Raw genomic sequence first — 20,302 nt, 5'->3', positions numbered from 1 at the left:
CGCCCTGCCACTGCTGGCATGTGGTGGGTGTGTGGAGTGCCGGCGGCAGTTGCCGCCGGCACTCAACCCGCCGTCTTCCCGCAATCGAACGTGATCTGCCGCGGTTTGAAGGGCTGAAGAGCCGGCGCCGAGGGGAAATCCTTCTTGGGCCAGGCGCCGTCAGCGAGATGGCGCTCGATCAACGGCACGAGGAGCTGGAACATGACCCAGCCGCGCAGACGCACACCTTCGGGCGTGCCATGGATCGCGTCGATGAACAGATTGGGATCTCGCGGCATCCACTTCGAGACATCGAGAAAGGCGAGGTTGTGTTCGGCGGCATACTTGGCGAACACGCGATTCTGGAAAGCGGCGAGCCGCTCCAAGTCGCGATAGCGGAACGGCGAATATCCGACGTTCAGATATTCCAGGATGGCACGGTGGCGCTCCGGATCGAGCACCATGCCTTCCGACACCAGCCAGACGAATGACGCGAGCGCAAGTTCACTCCCCACCTCCGTGGTTGCCGCGCGGATGCTGTCGAGATCATGCAGGATGGTCGGCAGGTTCACCGGCAGATCAGTCCGAGCGAGGTCCGGGTCGCGCTCATCGAGGCCTGCCGGCCAGTTGAGCTTGTAATCCGGCTTGGTCCATTCGCCGCCGTCCTTCTTGACCTCGCCCGATGCCAGCAACGCTTGCAACCGCCTTGCCAGCGCCGAGCTGTAAGCAAGATCGGCCAATACGCGCTCGAAGGCGTTAGGCTGCTTCCTTTCCATCAACTCGGCATAGGACGGTTGCGGCGGCAGCTTGGGCACGAGCGAGCGCAGGCTGAACTGGTTAGCGCCCTCGTAGTAAACGACGAGATCGGGCGCGAGCGGCGCCACCTCGTCGCGCATGATGGCGGCGATGTCGACTGAGTTGATGCTCTCGCGGCCGGCGTTCAGCACCTCGAAGCGCACATCGAGCTTCTTCGCGGCTGCCCACTGGTTCAGCCACCCCCCGACATACTCGGGATAGGAATAAGGAAAGTGGTGCGAGGCCACTGTCGTCGAGGCTCCGACGAAAGCGATACGGATGGTCTTGGGCTGACGTGCCACCGGTACTGGCGGACCACGGAAGCCATAGGCATTGGTCACCAAGCCGATCGGCGTCGTCGCGTCCGGCAAGAAACGATAAGGCGGCCGTGGTGCGCCATCCGGCGGGTCGTAGACGAAAAGACGACCCGGCGCGTCCTTCAGATAAGGGTGCTGACAGGGATCACCGACGAAGACGCTGTTCCAGGCCTTGAAGGCGTCGGCGCGCCGCGTCGCTCCGCTGACGCCACTCAGGTCGATCTCGCGGTCCAGCGCCCGCCATTCCGCCGGAACGGCGTGGCGATTCGGCAGTGGCGGCGGATCCTCAGCAAACCACGCGCGCTCGACACCCGAGGCCAAAGGGATTTTCTCGAGATACTGCCGCGCCGACCGATCGTCGCCCGCCTCCAGCCAACGCACCATGGCCTCGGCTGCCACGGTACACAGTACGATGGTGACGATCACCAGCAGGGAGTTCTTCAGCACGTTACGCACGTCTGCCTAGTTAGTCCGTCCTACCTCACGATGCCAGACCGCATGCTATAGAAACATGGACCGTGCCGAGAGTTGGCGGAGAGTTCGATGCAGTTTGGTTGGTTGACGCTTGCCATGTCCCCATCGCCTGACGAAGACGGGGCACGCATAGATCAGATCGTTGCCCAGGCCTGTGAGGCAGAACGCCTCGGATTCTCCGACGTCTGGCTGACGGAACATTACTTCACGGGAGAAAGCGTCTACTGCGACTCACTCATGTTCGCAGCCGCACTCGCCATGAAAACCGAAAAAGTGCGACTGGGTTTTGCCGTGGTGCAAACGCCCTTTCATCATCCGGTACGGCTGGCTGTGCAACTCGCACTGCTCGACAACCTCAGCAAGGGCCGCATCGACGTCGGAATCGGCAAGGGTACGGCCTACAACGAATACGAGTTCGTCGGCCATGGCCTGCGCAGCACCGACAGCCGCGAGCGCATGGAAGAAGCTGTCGACATCCTGCAGCGCGCCTGGACGGAGTCCCCGCTCGACTACGAAGGCCGCTTCCACAAGCTGCATGTGCCGGCGATCCGGCCGAAGCCGGTGCAGCTTCCCGGCCCGCCGCTGTGGCGCAGCGTGATCTCGCCCGGCTCGTTCAAGGAATGCGGCAAGCTCGGCGTGCCAATCCTCACGGCGCGCCTGCCCGTGGAACGAATCAAGGAACGCTGGGCGACCTATGCCGCCGGCATCGACGAAGGCGGCCACGACGAAAGGACCCGCGCGACGCTGCTCGCCAAGAGTGCACTATGGCGCAACGTATATGTCGCGGAGTCCGATGCCGAAGCCGAAGACGCGCTGGCCGGGCTGCTGGTCGAGACACGCGCGCACATGATGCATGTGCGCGAGGCACACAATCCGGCCGACTTCGAACCCGATCCGGCGGCGCTCAATGCCTGGACCGATCCCAAGGTGCCGGACTCCGAGGCGATCCCTTTCGTGCTGCGCACCGGTTCGCTCTACGGCTCGCCCAAGCGCGTGCGCGAGCAGGTGGCCGAACTGCGCGACGTTGGCGTGCAGCACCTGCTCTGCCAGACCGGCTTTGGCGCCATGAATCACCAGCAGAACCTCGCGTCGATGCGACAGTTCGGCGAACAGGTCATGCCCGCCTTCGCCTGACACGATGGCCTCACCCACCTATCTCGAGGCCTTGCAACGGCTGGATCTGTTGGCGGTGCTGGCGCGCTTCGATCCGCATGTCGCTGGCACCCCGCCCCTGGGACTGGACATGCCCGGCAGCGATATCGACGTGCTGTGCCACGTCGTCGATGCCGATGCCGATGCCTTCACGCGAACAGTCTGGGATTTCGCCAGCAACCACGAACAATTTGCCATCCATCAATGGACTGGCGATGCACGACCGGTCGTCGCGTCCTTCAAAGCCCATGGCTGGCCGATCGAAATCTTCGGTGCGTCTCGCCCAGTCGTACAGCAAGCGGGTTGGCGACATTTCACGGTCGAGCGTCGGCTGCTGGCGCTGGGCGGCGACGCCTTTCGCGCGGCAGTCATGGAGCGTCGTCGCGGTGGGTTGAAGACCGAACCAGCCTTCGCCGCGGTGCTGGGCCTCGCCGGCGATCCCTACTTCGCCCTGCTCGATGTCGAAGCGAGGTCCGATGCCGACCTCGTCCGGCTGCTGAACGGTCGCGGATTTGCTATCACAGTGGCGGCCATGAGCACTGGTGGAGAAAAGTAGATGGTAGAGCCGATTTCACCCGACGGACCAATCCGGCTCGCCATCAGCATGGATGACCTTCTGTTGTGGCCGGACATGCCGCTGGCGTCCGGCTACACGCACCTCGGCATCACGCAGGCGATGACCGACGCCATGAAACGGCACAAGGTCACCGGCACCTACGCCTTTTCGGCCACCAGTCCGGCCGAAGGGCGGCCCGACCTCCTTCGCACTTTCGATCATTGGGTCGAGGCCGGGCATCACATCGCCAACCACACCCATCATCACGCGAACCTGAACTGGGTGACCGTGCCGAAATATCTCGCCGACATCGAGCGGACCGAAACCCTGATCCAACCCTGGTCCAGCCGGGTGCCCACGCGGTACTTCCGCTACTGCATGGACAATTGGGGCAACACGCCGGAGAAGCACGAGGGCGTGAAGGCCTATCTCGATCGGCACGGCTTCACGCCCGCACCGATCAGCATCTGGTTCTACGACACCGAATTCCTGGCGCCGCATTGGCGGGCCACCAAGGCTGGCGATGCCGACGGTTTGAAGCGGGTCCGGCGCCTGTTCGTCGATACAGCCGAGCGGCAACTTCGCGTACAGGCCGCCGCGGCGCGCGCCATGTTCGGCCGAGATCCGGCGCATATCTGGCTGATCCACGGCACGCCGCTGGCCGCCGACTGTCTCAGCGAGATCCTCGACCGCTTTCAGGCTGCCGGCGTCGAATTCATTCCCCTCGAAGAGGCAATGGCCGATCCGTTCAACCGAGAGGCCGTGCCGATCGTCACGCCGCGGTTCCTTAATCAGGTGCAGAAATGGGCGGCGCTGAAAGGCGTCGCCATCGAGGATTGCCCGCCGGCGGTCTTCGAGGAGATCGACCGTATCTCCCCGATGCCGGGCCACAGCACACCCGAAGTCATGGGCCGGGTCTTCCGTGCCATCTCCGACAACATGGAAGGCGTCTTCATTCCCAAGATGTACTGACGAGACAGGCTAGATCGACAAATCGAGCAGGTTGTAGTCCTTGACGCCGGCTCGGGCAGCGTCGTCCCAGCGATAGGTCTCTCCCGCTTCAGCGTGCAGGCGGTAGACGAAGGGCGTCTCCTGCGGAAAGCGCTTGCGGCGGGCATCGATGGCGTAGCCGATCATCCTGGCTCGCTCGCGAATGCGCGCGGCGTCGTAGACCGCCTCCTTGTTGTGTACGCCACCACCTTTGACATCCAATACCGACTTGCGGCGATGGAAGCCGAAGTTCACGGTCACGCGCCAATCCTTGCTGGTGTTGGCGAAGGAACCGTGCAGCGCCTGGCGATTGGTGATGCAGACATCCCCCGGCCTGCAGACCATTGGCACCGCCTCGGGCAACCGTTCGCTGCCGGCCTTGGCGATCACAGACTTGATGTCGATCTTGCCCAGCTTGTGCGAGCCCGGCACGACCCAGACGCCGTTGGCCGGCGTACAGCCATAGAGCTGACCCATGAAGTTGAAGCCGTGCACGCCTTCGTCCCAGTCGGGACTGTCCCAGTGGGTGACGCCATCCTGGTGCCAGGCCACGGAGGCACCGCGGCCCGGTTCCTTGATGAACAGGGCCTCGTTGAAGGGGGCGAAGTCCGGTCCGTTGATCGCCGCAGCGACAGCCAGAAGCTGCGGATGGCCGTAGACACGCAGGGCCGCCTCCGAAAATTGCAGCGAGCCCAGGATGAGATAGACGATCTCCTTGGGCGCATCGGCGGCCGCCTTCGGCTCGAACATCTTCACCTGGTGGCGGCCATTGGCGAGTGCAGTGCCGCCGAACGGATCGCCGAGCGGCTTGGACCAGAGCAGGTTTGGCGCCGCACATCCCACACCTAGCGCCGGCCGTCCCTTGGCATCGACCGGCGCTCCCCGCTCGACCGGCAACCGATCGAGAATGTCGCGCAGGTCACGCTCGATGTCAGCCAATTCGTCCGACTTCAGAACGCCTTCGAAAACGTAGAAGCCACATCGCCAATAGGCTTCGACGATCTCCGGATGCAAAGCGCCGTCAGCGGTGAAACGGATCGGCCCGCGATTGCCCAGCGCATAGGCCCGCTTCTCACCTTCACGAAGATAGGCCTGCATCGCGGCCTCTTCTGGCCCGTAGTCGGCCGTGTGATCAACCACCGTCTGGTCCATCGCACGCCTCCGTCAGTCGACGTAATCCCAGCTCGTTCCGTTGAAGCGCTGCAGCTTCATGTAGGTGATGACCCGGTAATCGGTCGGGCTGGTGTTGATGCGGCTCTCCGGCAGCAGCAGGCCGACCCGGAAATTCTTCAGGTTGGCCGCCTGCGCCATGATGTTCTCGCGCGTGAGATTGTCTCCGGCCTGGCGCAACACCTGTTCGAGCGTCTGGGCATAGGCGTACCCAGCGGCGTTCAGGATATCGGAGAGCTCCGCGCCCGGCATGTTCTCCTTCATCCAGGCGACCCACGCATTGACGTCGGGATCGTCCTTCCATTGTGGGTCGGTCACGTCCTTCATGAACCCCGCGGTCAGGATGCCTTTCGACTTCTCGAGCCCGGCCGGCTTGAAGGTAGCGCCGACCGAGGCTGCGCCGAGGTGCAGGTAGGTCGTGGGCTTCCAGGCAAGATCGTCCATCTTGCTGATCGCCTGGGCCGCCTGCTTGGCATAGGTGAAGAGGAACAGCGTATCTGCGCCAGAAGCCTTGAGCGCGATAAGCTGGCTGTCGATCGTCGGATCAGTCGGCTGGAAATTCTGTGTGTCGACGATCATGGTCTTGGCCTTGTCGCCAAGCGCGAGCTGCAGGCCGTGCAGCATGTCCTTACCGAAATCGTCGTTCTGGTAGAGCACCGCCACCTTGGCGTTGGGCGCCTTAGCCAGCAGGTGCTTGGCGTAGAAGGCCGTCTCGGCCTGGAGGTTAGGCTGCCAGCCCATTGTCCAAGGGAACTTCGCCGGATCGTTGAAGGCCGTGGCGCCGGCGGCAATGAAGAGCTGCGGCACCTTCTTCTGGTTCATGTAGGGCCGGATCGCCATGTTGAGCGGCGTACCCAATACGTTGAACACCAGGGCCACCTGATCGCTTTCGACCAGACGGCGCACGTTCTCGACCGCCTTAGGCGGCGAGTAGCCGTCGTCGAGCGTGATGAAGGTGATCTTGCGGCCGTTGATGCCGCCCTTGGCATTCAGCCACTTGAAGTAGGCTTCCTCGACCTTGCCAAGCTGGCCGTAGGCGGATGCCGGGCCGGAATAGGCGATGGTCTGTCCGACCTTGATCTCGGTCGCCGAGGTGCCCGGCCCGTACTTTGGTTGTGCGAGGGCCGATCCCACACCGAACGAGGCGATCGAGAGCCCGGCGACCAGCGCCGCCGTTCCAAAAATCCGCATGCGCTTCCTCCACTTCTTTATTGGGAGAAAGCCTAGGCTCGTCGACGCAGCCGCGCACGCCTGCAAGCACCGTCAGTTTCGCAAGTCAGATCGACGGGCGTCGGCAGCGGCCCGGCGTCCCTGTACCCCCGGCAGTATCTTTCAACAATCCAAGTGCCGACTGCATCAGCTCGTCGGCCAAGATTGCCTGTCCGCGTTCGCTAAAATGCGCGCCGTCAGTATAGATCTCAGCCATATCCGAGCGATCGAAGATGCCGGTGAGGTCGACGAAGCGCGCACGATAGGGGCTACGGGCCACCCTCTGCTTCAGCATTTCGTAGAAGCTGCGCATGCGCTTCTCCGACAAGACATCGCTGGCAGGAAGCCCTCGATTGATGGCCGTGAAGCTGCGGGAGGGTTGTATGGTGACAAGACAGGCCCGGCCATGGATCGCACAGTCCTCCAGCACCTCGTGCATGTTCTCGAAGTAGATATCCATCACAGCCTCCGCGTATTGGGCAAAGGCCGCGTCGTCTTCGTTCAAGCGCTGTCGGTAGGTCTGGATTGCCTGCTTCACTTCGGACTGGACCAGAGCATTCACGATCGCGCTGTGCTTGGCCAGCCACCAAAAGAAGCCGTCGGTGAAGAATTGGCCAAAGCGCACGCCCAATACAAAAGGATCGCCAGGCCGCGTTCCAGAACTCAGAGGAACAACGAGATCATTCTGTGAATTCAGTATCAGGACGGCGCGGGCATTGCGTGGCACGGCGGCGAGGTAATAGGCCATCTTGTCCTGCAACGACAGATATCCGCCCATCGCGCCGTTGAAGAGAAAGATATCGTCGCGCTGAAGCTGCCGCCGCAGCTTACCTTCGAGGAGGGCATGCCAGGTGGCAGCCTTGCTCTGGGCGGAATGACCCTGGGCGACCGATCCGCCGAGTACGTAGATGGCTGCAGAATTGGGCTGCTCGCAGGCAAGACGATCGATGGTGGCGGCGTCGTAGCGCGACAGCGTATGCCGGAACAGAAAATCGGAAAGATTCGTCGAGGAGCGCGGCGGCAGCGTTCGACCATCATAGTAATAGCCGAACACCCCCTCCTCATAGCCGTAGGCCATCGGACCCGACGGGCCATGCGCCATTTCCGCATTGGTCGACAAATTGTCGAACTCCGCCAACGCATAGATCGGATGGTAGGGCGTCTGGATAACGAGTGGCTTCAAGCTAAACACGGCGCGGGCAACGAGCTCCGCGACAACCAACGAGACAATGACAGTGACAAACGTCGAGACGATCGTCCTGGAAAGCGACATCACAGCTCCGAAAAGTCCTGTGGGGCCCGCGGCCGGGAATGAGTCCCGACCGCCGCTGATCTAGGTTAGATCGTCTCCCTTTCTATGCCAACAGCAAGCAACCTAGCGCTCGAGCCAAACGTCGTCGAAGCGCCAATTGTTGTAGATACTGTTGACGTGCAGGGTGACGTTCTTCACCGCGGGCTGCCAGCAGCCGGCAATCCGGCCGTAGGAGATGATCGGCCGGGCGATATCCTCCTGCAGCTTGCGGTCGATCTCCCACACCAGCTTGAGACGCTTCTGTTGGTCGGGCTCGCGCGACTGCTCCTCGAAGAGCTTGGTCATCTCGGGATTGCAGTAGTTGTTGTAGTTGCGCAGCGACCCGCAGGCGTAGTTCTCGAAGAAGGTAACGTCGGGATCGTCGACGGCGCTGCCGCTCAGGTTCAGCGCCACGACATAGTCCTTCTTGAAGACGCGATTGTAGTAGACCGCGGTGTCGATGATCTCGAGTTCACCGTCGATCCAGATTTGCTTGAGCTGGTCGATCAGGATCACCGCCGGATCCTTGAAGGTCGCGATGTTGCGCGTGCTGACCTTGAGCTTCAGCCGCTTGTCCGGCCCGTAGCCCGCTCCCTTCATCAGCTCACGCGCTTCGGCACGGTTCTTCTCGACGTCGCCGTAGCCGGTGAGGGTCTTTATCATTTCCGGCGGCATGCCCCAGACACCATCGGGTGGCGGCAGCATGGCGGAGCTTATCTTGCCCTCGCCTTCACTCAGAATGTCGATGAAAGCCTGACGATCGAGCGTCAGGGCGAGCGCTCGGCGGACCTTGGGATTGTCGAAGGGCGCCACCTCGCGATTGACGATCAGGTTGGTGCTGACGCCGCTTTCCCGCATGGTGCACTGGGCCTGCGGTGCATCGTGCTTGATGTTCTTCAACAACGGCACCGTGATGTCGGCCGGGAAGGTCATGTCGAACTTGCCGGCGATAAAAGAGAGCATACGCGTCGAACGATCGGGAATGATCGTGTATTCGATGCCATCGAGGTAGGGCCGCCCCTTCTTCCAGTAGTCCGGATTCTTCACGAGCTTGATGCCCTCGTTCATCTTGAACTCGGCCAGCTTGAAGGGTCCGGTGCCGACCGGCTTGCGGCGCATGTCGGCCGACGGCACATGGCAGGGATAGATCGGCGAATAGCCCGAGGCGAGCAACGCCAGCAGGGCTGGCTGCGGTTGTTTGAGATGCAAGGTGACGTCGAAATCGCCGGTGGTCGTTGCCTTCTCGACATTCCCCCACCACGCCGAGCGCGGATTACGCCGGAGCTTGTCGGGGCTCAGCAGAAGATCGAACGTGCAGACTACGTCCTTGGCCGTGAACGGCTTGCCGTCGTGCCATTTCACGCCCTCGCGCAGCTTGAAGACGAGCTGCTTGCCGTCGCCACTCCACGACCAGCTTGTGGCGAGATCGGGCACGATCGAGTCAAAGCTGTTCTTGGCCACGTTCTGGTCGAACACGACCAGATTGTTATACAGCGCCATGAACGGCACGGCGACGGATACGGTCGCCTCTTCATGGATCGACGCGCTGGGCGGCGTGTCCATGTGCTGGATCTTCAACACCCCGCCTGCTTTCTGACTCCAGCCGACGCCCGGCGTCAGAACCATCGCGGCCGCCACAGCGGCCAGGGTGAAAGATCCTGCCCTCTTTTTCATGTCGTCTCCTCCTCACACAGGCCGCGTTAGATCGCGGTGCCGTCATTTCGTGTGAGTATGAAGACCTGTCCGAATTTCACAAACTCTGCAGAGCGATATCGGATGAGCGCTCTCGCTATCGACGGATGCTACGAGCAGTCACCGAGACGCTTGCCGCTCAGAACGCTGCTGCCTTTGATCGTAGTGCCCGATTTGTCCTTGGCTTCGATCTGGCCCATCCCTTCATAGCTCGTGGCGCTGTAGTTGATCTCGGCCTTGGCCGTAACGCCCGCGATCATGTCGGACGGCGGACAGATCAACGTGGCCGTCAGCACACCCGCCTTCTTGGCCCCCTCCTGGTATGTGCAGCCGTGTTCCTTCATCTCGGCCGGCGTCGGAAAGAGCAGCCGCTCTAGCTTGGCGTCGTCGCCCTTGAGACAAACCTTCTTCGACGTAGCGGGTGTGGGCTGCACGCCTTCCAGCGTGGTCTTCTCGGTGGCCTCCCATTCGCCAGCCTGGATGGCGGTCTCGGCGAGGGCGGTGCCAGCGACGACCGATGCGACCAGGATTGCAGATACTCCGAACAACTTCATTTCCATCTCCGTCTGTTGGCCGCCACTATACCCGATCGCTCATCGCGGTTGCGCGTCGATCCAATCGCGGGCGGCCTTCAGGGTATTGAAGATCTTGGTTCGGCGATCGGCAGCTGCCAAGACACCGAACAAGCGGGCGAGGCCATGCGTCTCGTCCGCGGCCACGACGATGGCGAGAGCACCGGTCTTACCTTGACCGTGATAGGTCCGCAGCCGCGCTCCCAGGACCATCATCTCTTCATCGGTCATCGCCGACTGCGCCTTGCTGCCGTCGAACAGCTTGCGATAGGGCCCGGTCCCGGCGGTGACCACAGCGTCGAGATACTCGACGACCTCCTGCAGGGTGATTGCGCCTTCGGCTTCAGCCAGGAGCATTTCCCGCGACTGATCGACGGTCCAACGAATGGGCATACAGATGTCGCTCTCGATTTTTACTTAGGGAAGCTCTCGATCCAACGGCGTGCCGGTTCGATCGAATCGAAGACGCGCATCGGACGATCAGCCGCTGCGAGAATGCCGAGGATGCGTGATACCAATTCAGTCTTGTCGGACGGCATGACGATGGCCAGCGGGCCAAGAGGATCGCCTTTGGAGTGACGATCACGAATCTGCACGCCGATCGCCAGCAGATCATCGGCGCTCATCGACGTGTCACCGTTGCCGGCATCGAACAGCTTGCGATACCCCATCGCATTTGCCCCATCGAGCACGTGCAAATAATGCTCGATCTCCTCACGCGTCACATCGCCGTCGGCGGTAGCAACGACGAGATGGTCCCTGGAGTCGATCGTCCAATGCAGAGGCATGGCGGGATTTTGTGACAGCCCATGCCGAGAAAGGCCAGAGAATCCGGCATTTTTCTCACATCCCTAGCGTCGGCCATTTCGCCGTGAGTGTAGTCACCAAGTCATCGACCCAGGCAGCCATGAGGCGCTCGCCTTTGAAAGCCGTCGCGTGGCTCGGATCGCCGGCGCCGGCCGACGGCTCCGGTCGAATGCTTCGCGGGGCAAGCGCGAGCATGATGGATGTCGCAACTTCGCCGACCGGATGATCGCCGAGACGCTCGATCAATGCTTTGACAGGTACACCCATGCCTCCTGCGCGGAGCACAAGGACACCCTCCACTGGGTCTAGATCTAGCAGTTGTTCGGCCGAGGTTCCGACACCGAGAAGGGCGACACGGCTCACACCTTGGGTACCAAAACCATCGACAACATCCCGCAGAAATTGTCTGAACGTCTCACTTTGCCGATGCTGGCCGCCGGCAAGAGACGTACAGGCGAGAGCCACGCCAGAGTCCACCATAGGGGCTACGACAACGGGCAGCCGCTCGATCACTCTTTGTGCCAATGCACGGGCTATGAGGGCGTCGGTACCCAGCGGCAGATACGGCCCATGGGGTTTGATGGCGGCGGCGACCGGGATGACGACCACGTCATCTCGATCGAAGCGAGCTTTGGCCTCAGGCCAGGTGAGATCCTCCAACCAGACGCCCTTCATTCCCACACGCCTCCCCGACACGCGTACGACCGACGGATGCGTATCCGGGATGCTGGGCCTGCGCCAATGCAAAAAGTAGCGGCGATCGGCCTGTGCTAGGGTCGGCGCAATGAATCCTGTCGTTCTCGTCTTGCAGCACATGGGGAGGCGCGCCACCACTCTGCTGCCCTTCTCCCTGCTTCTCGGGCTCCTGTTCCAGGATTTCGCCGCCGCGACCCGCCCGCTTCTGATGCCGCTCGCCGTCACGCTGTTGATGCTGGCCCTGGCGCGGGTCGACTGGAATCGGCTCAGCGCCTTGCTGCGCCGTCCCGGCCTGGCCATCGCACTGTCGCTTCTTAATCTCATTGCGGTTCCGCTGGTCGTCTGGCCGATCTGGCAGGGCCTCGGCCTGTGGCCAGGTCTGGTGGCCGCCCTCTGCCTCAGCGCCATGGCTCCGGGCATCATCTCGGCCGCCACGACGGCGACCTTCCTCAGGCTCGATTCGTCGCTGGCGCTGCTGATCTCGCTGTTCACCAACTTCCTCGTACCCTTCACCCTGCCGCCGCTCGCCCTCTGGCTGCTGGGGCTCGATCTCAAGATCGGCCTTCTCGACCTCAGCCTGAGGCTCGGGCTGATCGTGGCGCTGGCGCTCATCGGCGCGATCGTCATACGTCGTTTCCTCGGCACCAAAGTCACCGAGGCCGGTCCTGCGCTCGACGGCCTGTCGGTGGCGGTGCTGATGATCTTTGCCATTCCCCTGATGGACGGCGTTGTGGCCCGGGCCCTGGCCGAGCCTATGAAGCTCGGCGGCTTCATCGCCGGCGCCTTCGCCGGCATGCTCCTGTGCAATCTCGTCATGGCGGTCGGCCTGCTGCCAATTCTCGACCGGCGCATCGCCCTCACCGCCGGCTACTGTTCAGGTGGCCGCCACAACGCCCTGCTGATGGCGGTCTTGCCGGTCACGGCCGATCCCGACATCTTCCTGTTCATCGCCGCCGTGCAGTTTCCGATCTACCTGATCCCGACGCTTCTGCAGCCGCTCTATCGCCGCTTGCTGCCTTCCTGACGGCTAAGCTTGGCATAGAAGCCATTCAACAGGTCGAGCACGTCGTAAACCGACAAGCCAAGGGCCGCTTTGAGAGCCCCCTTGTAGGGCGGCAGATTGGTGCATTCGAGCACCACCGTATCGATCTCGGGATGTCGGGCCACCAGCGCGCGACCGGCGGCGACCGCCTCGCGCTCGACCTGTTGCCGATCGAGCGCAAGTCCGTTGCGCAGGAACGTGTCGGCGAAGGAACTGTCCTCCGGCAGACCGACGAAGGGTGTGTCGCCCGGTGCACCCACCGCCTCGAAATGCGCCGGCGTCAGGTTCTTCGCCGACGCCGTAATGACGCCTACCCGCTTTCCCTCGAGCTGCTTGATGAGAAGCAGCGCCGACGTCGCTACAGGCACCGGTGACACGGCGGTCAGCTCATCCTGATAGAGCGCCAGGAAGCCACAGCTTGTTGAAATGCCCACTGCCCCTTCGGCCGCCAGCGCTTCGGCATTGGCTCGCAAGGCCGCGAGTACACGCGGCCGATCGGGATGGGTCGTCACCGCATCCGATGAGCCGATACCCTCCATGCGCCGGAAGATCACCGGATAGTCGAACGAGGCGGCATTGCCGATGTCGCCGACGATGCGCGGAAAGCGCGTGTCGAGCATCAGGATGCCGAGGGGCGCCTTCATGGCCGTTACTTCGGCTCCGGCCACCTCTTCTGTGGGCCACGCGCGGCCTCGAACCAGCGCGAGAGCTGCATCACGCCGAGATCGTCGAAGCGATGGCCGGCGATCTGCAGGCCGATCGGCTTGCCTTCCTTCGTGTACGCACAGTTGATCGAAGCCGCCGGCTGTTCGCTCATATTGTAGGGCATGGTGAAGGAGATGTGCTCCAGCGGCCGGTTGACGTCGTTGGTCGGCGTCTCCCATTCCGCCCGGTAGGTCGGCACGGGCGAGACCGGCGACAGCACGAAGTCGAAGGGCTGCGTCGCGCGCGTCGCAGCGGCACGGATCGCCATGTAGTTGTTGACGCCGCGGATCACCATGGAGCCCGAGACGTCCGCGCCACCGCGACACCAATCGGCAATGAAGGGCAGAACCTTGGCCTGCCGTTCATGGCTCAACGCCGAGAAATCGACCCAGCTCCGAACCCGCCAGAAGAGGTCCTGCAGATGCAGCATGTCGGGCGAGAGGAACGGCGCCACCGGCTCGATATGAGCCCCGGCGTCAGCGAACAGCTTGGCCGCCGCCTCGATTGCCGCCTTGGTCTCGGCATCGACCGGCAACCCGGAACCCGCATCGAGATGCAGGCCGATCTTGAGGCCCTTGGGATCGCGCGGCCCTGCGCTCCAGTCGATGGTCGCCGGCGGCAGGCTCATATGGTCGCGCGAGTCGGGCTTGGAGAGTTCGGCCATCAGCAGAGCCGAATCCGCGACCGTGCGTGTCATCGGGCCGATGGCGCGGCCGAAGAATGGCGGATCGACCGGGATGCGGCCGAGGCTGGGCTTCAAGGTGAAGATGCCGTTCCAGGAGGCTGGCAGGCGCACCGAGCCACCGATGTCCGTTCCAAGATGCAGCGGCCCGTAACCTGCCGCCGCCGCGGCCCCCGCCCCAGAGCTGGAACCGCCAGGGTTCCAGGCAAGATTCCAGGGATTGCGCGTCAGCGCATGAAACGAGCTGCGCCCCGAGGACAGCATGCCGTAGTCGGGCATCGTGGTCTTGGCGAGGACGATCGCGCCCGCCTCGCGCACCCTTGCCGATGCCGGCGCGTCCGCCGCAGCCGGCACGAGTTCGGTCGCGGCCGTTCCGAGCGGCACCGGCACGCCCTTGGTCGCGATATTCTCCTTGATGGTGATCGGCACGCCATCGAGCGATCCCTGCGGCTTGCCGGCCTGCCAGCGCTTCTCGGCTTCCTTGGCGGCCTTGCGTGCCGCGCCGAAGTCTGGCGCATAGAGCGCTTTCAGCTTCGGTTCCCAGGCTTCGATGTGGGCGATCACGGCGTCGGTCACTTCGACCGGCGACAGCTTCTTCGATTTGTAGGCGGCGAGCAGCTCGCCGGCGGTCATGTCATGGATGGCGGTCATCAGGATAGCTTACACGCTCGGCAATGAATTTGGTCAACACTGGCGCCAGGAACAGCACGGCGAGAAGACGGACCGTCTGCATCGCCATGACGAAGGACACGTCGCAGTTGGTCGAAGCGGCGATGATGGCAATCGAATCGACGCCGCCGGGGCTGGTCGCGAGATAGGCGGTCAGCGGATCGACGCCAATGGTGACGACCATCAGCCAGGCGACGACGCCACAGAGCGCGATCAGCACGGCAGCGCACGCCGCGACCCGTGGCAGCATGCGCGCAACGTAGAGCAGCAACGGCCGCGTGAACCTGAGGCCGATATTCCAGCCGATGAAGGCAAAGCTCACCGCCAGCGCCCACGGCGGCAGCTCGACCGTCATCAAGCCGACATGCGCCAGCACGATGCAGATGACCAACGGCACCAGCATGGCGCCTGCTGGGATCCGCAGCACACGGGCAATGAGGGGGCCCACGATGGCGACAACCAGCGTCTCGCCGAACGACAACCAGTTCGCATCGGGAAACCAGGCGATCGCGTCGCCACCATGGGGCGCCGTGACACCGAACATCTTGGCCACCAGGGCGGCAACGCCCGCCACCATGACGACGCGCAGATATTGCATGAAGGCGACCAGCCGTACGTCCGCGCCGTAGGATTCGGACATGATGGTCATGACCGAGGCCGCTCCCGGGCTGATACCCCAGAGCGCGGTCGTGCCGGGCAGCATCTGCAGGCGGGTCATGATCCAGCCCAGCAAGGTGCTCGCTCCGATGACCGCCAGGACACCGACGGTGAAGAGCTGCCAGTGAGCCAGGATGTCGCCCACGATCGACAGCGGCACCATGCGCGCGATCATGCAGCCGACGACTCCCTGGGCGAAGACAAAGGCCGACAGGGGCATTCGGGGTTTGCCGCCGTTCGAAGCGACGATGATGCCAGCGATCAGCGGCCCCAGCATGAGCGGCGCGGGTGCATGCAACCAGAGCAGCAGCGCTGCGATGCCGGCCGAGATCGCGACAAGCAGCACCCATTGCAGGGCCGGTGAAAGCCCGCCCAACCCCTTGGAGGATTTGTCTGCGGGCTCTTCGGTCATCGGACTACTGAACGAACTCCTCCGCCTCTCCATTCATCTTGCGGATGGTGTCCATCAGCTCGAGAGACGCGGCGACCAGCCTTGCATCATCCGTGCCACGCAATACAAGCGAGACGCTGGGCTTGCCGTTGCGAAAAGCCGGATAGGACCCGATGTCGAGATCCTCGAAACGCTTCTGCAACACTCCCAGCGGCTCGGCGATGATGCCTTCGGGCAGGTTGGTGCGCACGGTCCGCGACAGAACCGGCGTGCCACCGACCAGCCGGTGCTTCATCGACTGGAACATCGCCTCGGCAACCTTGGGAATGCCGGCGAAAGTAAAGACGTTTTCCATCTGGAACCCTGGCGCCACCGACACCGGATTGTCGACCAGCACGCCGCCATGAGGGACGCGGGCCATGCGCCGCCGCGCCGGCGTGAACAGCGCTGGGTCGCCATAGTGGCGCGTCATGCGCGCGACCGCCTCGGGATGTTCGGAAATGCCTACCCCGAAGGCCTTGGCGATGCAGTCCGCCGTGATGTCGTCATGGGTCGGGCCGATGCCGCCGGTGGTGAAGACGTAGTCGAACTTCCGCCGCACCTCGTTCACCGTGGCGACGACGGTATCCTCGACGTCGGGAATGATGCGGCATTCCATGACCCGCACGCCGAGTGCGCCGAGTTCCGTGGCGAGATACTGGATGTTGGAATCGCGGGTCCTGCCGCTCAGGATCTCGTTACCGATCACGAGGATACAGGCGGTGACGACTTTTGCCGGCTCGGACATTCTGGACTCGCACAATTTTCCCCGTGGTTTCAGTAGATTAGCGGACACAGCAGGTCGGGCCAAGCTGCCGCCACGGTCTTGTTACTGCCCGTATCGCATGCCAAATAAGGCCTATGACCAATTCCCGAGAGTTCGTCGACGACAGCGACGATTATTGGCGTCGCGACGAGCGCACCATCAAGCTGCATGGCCCGGAAGGGTTCGAAGGCATGCGCCGTGCTGGCCGCCTGGCCGCCGAGACCCTCGATTTCATCACGCCGCACGTCCAGCCGGGCGTCTCGACGGACGAGCTCAACAAGCTCTGTCACGACTACATTCTCGACCATAAGGCGATCCCTGCCCCGCTGAACTATCGCGGCTTTCCCAAGTCGATCTGCACCTCGATCAACCATGTGGTCTGCCACGGCATTCCGTCGGACAAGCGGCTGCAGAACGGCGACATCGTCAACATCGACGTCACGGTCATCCTCGACGGTTGGTACGGCGACACCAGCCGCATGTTCTATTCCGGCGACGTCAGCGTGAAGGCCAAGCGCCTGTGCGACGTTACCTACGAAGCCATGATGCGCGGCATCGCCGTGGCCAAGCCGGGCGCCCATGTCGGCGACATCGGCTTCGCCATCCAGAGCTATGTCGAGGCGCAGCGCTTCTCCGTGGTGCGCGATTTCTCGGGTCACGGGCTCGGCCGCATCTTCCACGATGCGCCGAACATCCTGCATTATGGCAAGAAGGGCAGCGGCCCCGTGCTGAAGCCCGGCATGTTCTTCACCGTCGAGCCGATGGTGAACGCCGGCACCTGGCAGGTGAAGATCCTGAGCGACGGCTGGACGGCGGTAACGCGCGACAAGCAGCTCTCGGCGCAGTTCGAGCATTCCGTGGGAATTACCGAGACAGGCGTCGAGTTCTTCACCCTCTCGCCAATGGGCCTCGCCAAGCCGCCCTACGATCTCGGCCAGGCCAAGCCTGCGGAAGATCGTCAGGCCGTGACGGCCTGAGCATCAGATCTCCTCGGCCGCCAGGCTGAGCTTCTGGATTCCGGACTCTGCGTCAGGGGAGAGCGTGACTGTTCCGCGCAAGCGACCGCGCAGGCAGGCCATCGTGAAACGACCCGCCAGCGCGTGGATGGGCTCAATCCCTTCCAGATGACCGTCGCCGAGCCGCTGCTTCAAGGCAGCAAGCTCGGCATTGCGAAAACGCGCCGGCATGTCGAGCAGCAGGTTCACGGCGAAGACTGGCTCGGCCTCCTCGATACGTCCGACTCCGTAGGCAGCCACGACCGCCTGCACGGCTCGGGCAAGAGCCGGTGACGGCTTCGCGGGCTCCTGCCGGGGCGCGGCGGCATGCAGCATCTCCGCGACGCGGAGTGTGAGGCGCGACATAGGCGCATAGGTGCGATTGCCGAACGCAAAGACACCCCATCCCCGCTGCGGAAGCATGAGCACGTGCGAGCCATAACCGGGCAGGCCACCGGCATGATGCAGCCGTGAACCGAGCAAGCCGTCCGTAGAATGGACGAGACCATATCCATAGGCGCTCGGCGCCGGCGGACGTCCGTCGGCGGCGGAATCGGGCGGGAGCGGCGGCGCATGCCAGAGGCCCATCTCGCGAACGGTAGATCGCCGGACCGGACCTGCCTCGGGATCGTCGCGCGCCGGCCAGGCACTGAGGAGGAAGGCGACGTAGCGGGCATAGTCGGGCACGGTGGTTGCCAGTCCGCCCATCGCACCCACTTCGCCATCGGGTTCGATCCGCTCGCGTGACCACTGGCCCTCGTCCAGACGATAGCCCCAGGCGAAGTCGCCATTGCTGGCGTCGATAGCATCGAAGGTGGTGCGCACCATGCCGAGCGGTTCTAGGAACGTCCGCCGGATGAAGGCCTGATAGGGCTCTCCGCTGACGTTGGTCAGCACGCGCCCCAACAAGGCGTAGCCCAGATTGCTGTACTCGAACGCAAGGCCAGGTGGGCGGGCGAACAGCCGGCTCCTCGCCATCAGCGTATCCAGCTCTACAGGCGTCATGCCGAGCACACGGTCGCCCCAGGGATCGTCGGTGACGAAGCCGGCAACGTGGCTCAGGAGATCGCGCAGACTCACCGGCCGGCTGTCGCGGGTCGCAGGCGGCACTGCGGCGAACTGCGGTACATACTCCGCCAGCGGCGCATCGAGGACGAGACGGCCCTGATCGCGCAGGGAGAGGATGGCAAGCGCCGTCATGTTCTTGGTCATCGAGGCGATGCGGAATGCCGTGGCCGGACCGACCGGCCGGGACGCCTCGATATCCGCCAGGCCGACTGTCGTCACATGGACAAGCCGGCCATCCTGGACAATCCCAGCGACGAGGCCGGGGATCTGTTCCTGTTTCGCAAAGGCCGCGCAGGCGGCGTCGATCTCGGTAAAGGTCGTTCCTGACATCGGCCGATCCTAACAGGTGCACCGTCTCGGCTTCAGCCAGTTCTTGCCGCCTTTCTGCCGCGGTTGCGTAGGACCGTAACGCCATGGGGAAGGCAAAACGCCAGGCACTCGAACCTGCAGCGGACGACAAGGCGGTTGTGGCGCTCTTGGCCGCGGGCCTTCGTCTCCAGACATCGGAAAATCTCTGGCGAGTCAGCGGCAATACTCTGGCTCATCGCCAAGTGTTGCGCGACATCGGCGGCACGTGGAACCGGCTCGACCAATGCTGGGACTTCGCTGGCGAGGATCCGACCGAAAAACTGGTGGCAGCCATCGACGCCGCGCCTGCCGCGACCGGCCACAACAGCGGCGATGCAGATGCACCCAAGCCGCACTATCACGGCCATCGCGGCCGGGTGCGCGAACGTGTGCTTAAAGCCGGCGCCGAACCGCTGGCCGACTATGAGCTGCTGGAGCTGTTGCTCTTCTATTCAATCGAACGGATCGACACCAAGCCACTGGCCAAGCGCCTGCTGGAGCGCTTCGGCACGCTGGGCGACGTCTTCGCCGCCGAGCCTGAACAGTTGCGCGAATTCGAGATCGACCAGAGGACGCTGGTTCACTTCAAGGCGATGCGCGAGGTCGGCCGACGGCTGGCCGAGCGCAAGGTCAAGGACATGCCCGTCCTCACCAACTGGCAGCAGCTCATCGACTATTGCCATGCCGCGCTCGCGCACGAGAAAACCGAGCAGTTCCGCATTCTCTTCCTCGACACCAAGAACGTGCTGATCGCCGACGAGGTACAGCAGCGCGGCACCATCGACCACACGCCGGTCTACCCGCGTGAGGTTGTGAAGCGGGCGCTGGCACTGAACGCCGCCGCGCTGATCCTGGTCCACAACCACCCTACTCAAACCGGCTGATCACGCTCAATCACGCTAGAAACCGCTTAAACACGACACTTATCCCTTGTTCACTGGGATCGGTTAGAGTCATAAATGGGAGCGGTTTTTCGCGGGATGCGAGGGCCTGCCGCCCCCAGTAGCCGACCCCTGCACCCTCGTTACCGCCCCCAATTTGGTGAGGGTGGTGAGAAGGATGGCAAGTCTTACAGATGCAGCGATCCGGCAGGCCATGAAGCGGGTCGAACTACAAAGCTCTCAGGAGAGCCTCGTTGATGGCGAGGGCCGCGGCACCGGCCGGCTTGTGCTGGTGTTGAAACCCATGCCGACGCGCGTGACGGCCGACTGGATGGCGCAGCAGTGGCGCGATGGCAAAC

At 63.2% G+C, this 20,302-nt stretch carries 20 protein-coding genes and 1 pseudogene; 7 read left to right on the top strand and 14 right to left on the bottom strand.

What is annotated here, in order from left to right; all coding sequences use genetic code 11:
• Window positions 1-62: 62 nt before the first annotated feature.
• Complete coding sequence (locus tag EPO50_RS26330; RefSeq protein WP_296349148.1) at window positions 63-1,547, bottom strand: hypothetical protein; 1,485 nt, start codon at window positions 1,545-1,547, stop codon at window positions 63-65.
• Between the two features lie 87 nt (window positions 1,548-1,634).
• On the opposite strand from EPO50_RS26330, the gene EPO50_RS26325 reads away from it, so the two are divergent.
• From EPO50_RS26325 to EPO50_RS26315, 3 genes are read left to right on the top strand one after another with little or no spacing between them, the layout of a single operon-like run.
• The gene (locus EPO50_RS26325) at window positions 1,635-2,699 is read left to right on the top strand and encodes an LLM class flavin-dependent oxidoreductase (protein WP_296349146.1); all 1,065 of its coding nucleotides are present in this window, start codon (window positions 1,635-1,637) and stop codon (window positions 2,697-2,699) included.
• Between the two features lie 4 nt (window positions 2,700-2,703).
• Window positions 2,704-3,273: a DUF4269 domain-containing protein gene (locus tag EPO50_RS26320; RefSeq protein WP_296349144.1), complete on the top strand. Its 570-nt coding sequence runs from the start codon at window positions 2,704-2,706 to the stop codon at window positions 3,271-3,273.
• Window positions 3,274-4,245, top strand: a complete 972-nt coding sequence (locus EPO50_RS26315) for a polysaccharide deacetylase family protein (protein ID WP_296349142.1) — start codon at window positions 3,274-3,276, stop codon at window positions 4,243-4,245.
• A 9-nt stretch (window positions 4,246-4,254) separates the two neighbouring features.
• On the opposite strand, the gene EPO50_RS26310 is transcribed toward EPO50_RS26315, so the two are convergent.
• The 8 genes from EPO50_RS26310 to EPO50_RS26275 form a co-directional block, all read right to left on the bottom strand.
• Window positions 4,255-5,415: a phytanoyl-CoA dioxygenase family protein gene (locus tag EPO50_RS26310; RefSeq protein WP_296349140.1), complete on the bottom strand. Its 1,161-nt coding sequence runs from the start codon at window positions 5,413-5,415 to the stop codon at window positions 4,255-4,257.
• Window positions 5,416-5,427: 12 nt separating this feature from the next.
• The gene (locus tag EPO50_RS26305) at window positions 5,428-6,624 is read right to left on the bottom strand and encodes an ABC transporter substrate-binding protein (protein WP_296349138.1); all 1,197 of its coding nucleotides are present in this window, start codon (window positions 6,622-6,624) and stop codon (window positions 5,428-5,430) included.
• 85 nt (window positions 6,625-6,709) lie between these two features.
• Window positions 6,710-7,918: a hypothetical protein gene (locus EPO50_RS26300; protein WP_296349136.1), complete on the bottom strand. Its 1,209-nt coding sequence runs from the start codon at window positions 7,916-7,918 to the stop codon at window positions 6,710-6,712.
• A 99-nt stretch (window positions 7,919-8,017) separates the two neighbouring features.
• Window positions 8,018-9,559, bottom strand: coding sequence for an ABC transporter substrate-binding protein (locus tag EPO50_RS26295; RefSeq protein ID WP_296349660.1), 1,542 nt, complete (start codon window positions 9,557-9,559; stop codon window positions 8,018-8,020).
• A 176-nt stretch (window positions 9,560-9,735) separates the two neighbouring features.
• Window positions 9,736-10,179, bottom strand: a complete 444-nt coding sequence (locus EPO50_RS26290; protein ID WP_296349135.1) for a DUF3617 family protein — start codon at window positions 10,177-10,179, stop codon at window positions 9,736-9,738.
• A 39-nt stretch (window positions 10,180-10,218) separates the two neighbouring features.
• Complete coding sequence (locus EPO50_RS26285) at window positions 10,219-10,590, bottom strand: hypothetical protein (protein WP_296349134.1); 372 nt, start codon at window positions 10,588-10,590, stop codon at window positions 10,219-10,221.
• 20 nt (window positions 10,591-10,610) lie between these two features.
• Window positions 10,611-10,985: a hypothetical protein gene (locus tag EPO50_RS26280; protein ID WP_296349133.1), complete on the bottom strand. Its 375-nt coding sequence runs from the start codon at window positions 10,983-10,985 to the stop codon at window positions 10,611-10,613.
• A 55-nt stretch (window positions 10,986-11,040) separates the two neighbouring features.
• Window positions 11,041-11,679 (bottom strand): creatininase family protein, encoded by a 639-nt coding sequence (locus EPO50_RS26275; RefSeq protein ID WP_296349131.1) that lies wholly within the window; start codon window positions 11,677-11,679, stop codon window positions 11,041-11,043.
• A gap of 109 nt (window positions 11,680-11,788) precedes the next feature.
• On the opposite strand from EPO50_RS26275, the gene EPO50_RS26270 reads away from it, so the two are divergent.
• On the top strand, window positions 11,789-12,724 hold the full coding sequence (locus EPO50_RS26270) for a hypothetical protein (protein WP_296349129.1): 936 nt from the start codon (window positions 11,789-11,791) through the stop codon (window positions 12,722-12,724).
• Here EPO50_RS26270 and EPO50_RS26265 read toward each other — a convergent pair.
• Genes EPO50_RS26265 through EPO50_RS26250 form a run of 4 tightly spaced genes read right to left on the bottom strand, consistent with a single transcriptional unit; the run spans window position 12,700 to window position 16,633 of the window.
• On the bottom strand, window positions 12,700-13,386 hold the full coding sequence (locus EPO50_RS26265) for an aspartate/glutamate racemase family protein (protein WP_296349127.1): 687 nt from the start codon (window positions 13,384-13,386) through the stop codon (window positions 12,700-12,702). The two genes, EPO50_RS26270 and EPO50_RS26265, sit on opposite strands and share 25 nt — an antisense overlap.
• 5 nt (window positions 13,387-13,391) lie before the next feature.
• The gene (locus EPO50_RS26260) at window positions 13,392-14,780 is read right to left on the bottom strand and encodes an amidase (protein ID WP_296349125.1); all 1,389 of its coding nucleotides are present in this window, start codon (window positions 14,778-14,780) and stop codon (window positions 13,392-13,394) included.
• On the bottom strand, window positions 14,764-15,867 hold the full coding sequence (locus tag EPO50_RS26255) for an AbrB family transcriptional regulator (protein ID WP_296349123.1): 1,104 nt from the start codon (window positions 15,865-15,867) through the stop codon (window positions 14,764-14,766). The genes EPO50_RS26260 and EPO50_RS26255 overlap by 17 nt, the downstream gene beginning before the upstream one ends.
• A gap of 4 nt (window positions 15,868-15,871) precedes the next feature.
• Window positions 15,872-16,633, bottom strand: a complete 762-nt coding sequence (locus tag EPO50_RS26250) for a molybdopterin-binding protein (protein ID WP_296349121.1) — start codon at window positions 16,631-16,633, stop codon at window positions 15,872-15,874.
• A 113-nt stretch (window positions 16,634-16,746) separates the two neighbouring features.
• Between EPO50_RS26250 and map the strand changes: the two genes are divergently transcribed.
• Window positions 16,747-17,628: a type I methionyl aminopeptidase gene (gene map, locus EPO50_RS26245; protein WP_296349118.1), complete on the top strand. Its 882-nt coding sequence runs from the start codon at window positions 16,747-16,749 to the stop codon at window positions 17,626-17,628.
• A gap of 3 nt (window positions 17,629-17,631) precedes the next feature.
• Here map and EPO50_RS26240 read toward each other — a convergent pair whose 3' ends face one another.
• Window positions 17,632-19,044 (bottom strand): serine hydrolase, encoded by a 1,413-nt coding sequence (locus tag EPO50_RS26240; RefSeq protein ID WP_296349116.1) that lies wholly within the window; start codon window positions 19,042-19,044, stop codon window positions 17,632-17,634.
• An 83-nt stretch (window positions 19,045-19,127) separates the two neighbouring features.
• On the opposite strand from EPO50_RS26240, the gene EPO50_RS26235 reads away from it, so the two are divergent.
• Window positions 19,128-19,946, top strand: coding sequence for a RadC family protein (locus EPO50_RS26235; RefSeq protein ID WP_296349113.1), 819 nt, complete (start codon window positions 19,128-19,130; stop codon window positions 19,944-19,946).
• Between the two features lie 175 nt (window positions 19,947-20,121).
• Window positions 20,122-20,302, top strand: a pseudogene (locus tag EPO50_RS26230) (site-specific integrase); the annotation flags it as partial.

It is taken from the genome of Reyranella sp. (genome assembly GCF_004297405.1).
Lineage (GTDB): Bacteria > Pseudomonadota > Alphaproteobacteria > Reyranellales > Reyranellaceae > Reyranella.
The sequence above is the reverse complement of the archived record's forward strand: the minus strand, read 5'-3'. Positions and strand labels throughout refer to the sequence as shown.

What these genes read in the sequence shown, in the direction of transcription:
- EPO50_RS26290 (WP_296349135.1), bottom strand. Translation starts at nt 10,179, where the DNA reads ATGAAGTTGTTCGGAGTATCTGCAATCCTGGTCGCATCGGTCGTCGCT.
- EPO50_RS26265 (WP_296349127.1), bottom strand. Translation starts at nt 13,386, where the DNA reads ATGAAGGCGCCCCTCGGCATCCTGATGCTCGACACGCGCTTTCCGCGC.
- EPO50_RS26275 (WP_296349131.1), bottom strand. Translation starts at nt 11,679, where the DNA reads ATGAAGGGCGTCTGGTTGGAGGATCTCACCTGGCCTGAGGCCAAAGCT.
- EPO50_RS26250 (WP_296349121.1), bottom strand. Translation starts at nt 16,633, where the DNA reads ATGTCCGAGCCGGCAAAAGTCGTCACCGCCTGTATCCTCGTGATCGGT.
- EPO50_RS26310 (WP_296349140.1), bottom strand. Translation starts at nt 5,415, where the DNA reads ATGGACCAGACGGTGGTTGATCACACGGCCGACTACGGGCCAGAAGAG.
- EPO50_RS26240 (WP_296349116.1), bottom strand. Translation starts at nt 19,044, where the DNA reads ATGTCAGGAACGACCTTTACCGAGATCGACGCCGCCTGCGCGGCCTTT.
- EPO50_RS26320 (WP_296349144.1), top strand. Translation starts at nt 2,704, where the DNA reads ATGGCCTCACCCACCTATCTCGAGGCCTTGCAACGGCTGGATCTGTTG.
- EPO50_RS26295 (WP_296349660.1), bottom strand. Translation starts at nt 9,559, where the DNA reads ATGGTTCTGACGCCGGGCGTCGGCTGGAGTCAGAAAGCAGGCGGGGTG.
- EPO50_RS26325 (WP_296349146.1), top strand. Translation starts at nt 1,635, where the DNA reads ATGCAGTTTGGTTGGTTGACGCTTGCCATGTCCCCATCGCCTGACGAA.
- EPO50_RS26270 (WP_296349129.1), top strand. Translation starts at nt 11,789, where the DNA reads ATGAATCCTGTCGTTCTCGTCTTGCAGCACATGGGGAGGCGCGCCACC.
- EPO50_RS26305 (WP_296349138.1), bottom strand. Translation starts at nt 6,624, where the DNA reads ATGCGGATTTTTGGAACGGCGGCGCTGGTCGCCGGGCTCTCGATCGCC.
- EPO50_RS26235 (WP_296349113.1), top strand. Translation starts at nt 19,128, where the DNA reads ATGGGGAAGGCAAAACGCCAGGCACTCGAACCTGCAGCGGACGACAAG.
- EPO50_RS26255 (WP_296349123.1), bottom strand. Translation starts at nt 15,867, where the DNA reads ATGACCGAAGAGCCCGCAGACAAATCCTCCAAGGGGTTGGGCGGGCTT.
- EPO50_RS26260 (WP_296349125.1), bottom strand. Translation starts at nt 14,780, where the DNA reads ATGACCGCCATCCATGACATGACCGCCGGCGAGCTGCTCGCCGCCTAC.
- EPO50_RS26285 (WP_296349134.1), bottom strand. Translation starts at nt 10,590, where the DNA reads ATGCCCATTCGTTGGACCGTCGATCAGTCGCGGGAAATGCTCCTGGCT.
- map (WP_296349118.1), top strand. Translation starts at nt 16,747, where the DNA reads ATGACCAATTCCCGAGAGTTCGTCGACGACAGCGACGATTATTGGCGT.
- EPO50_RS26280 (WP_296349133.1), bottom strand. Translation starts at nt 10,985, where the DNA reads ATGCCTCTGCATTGGACGATCGACTCCAGGGACCATCTCGTCGTTGCT.
- EPO50_RS26315 (WP_296349142.1), top strand. Translation starts at nt 3,274, where the DNA reads ATGGTAGAGCCGATTTCACCCGACGGACCAATCCGGCTCGCCATCAGC.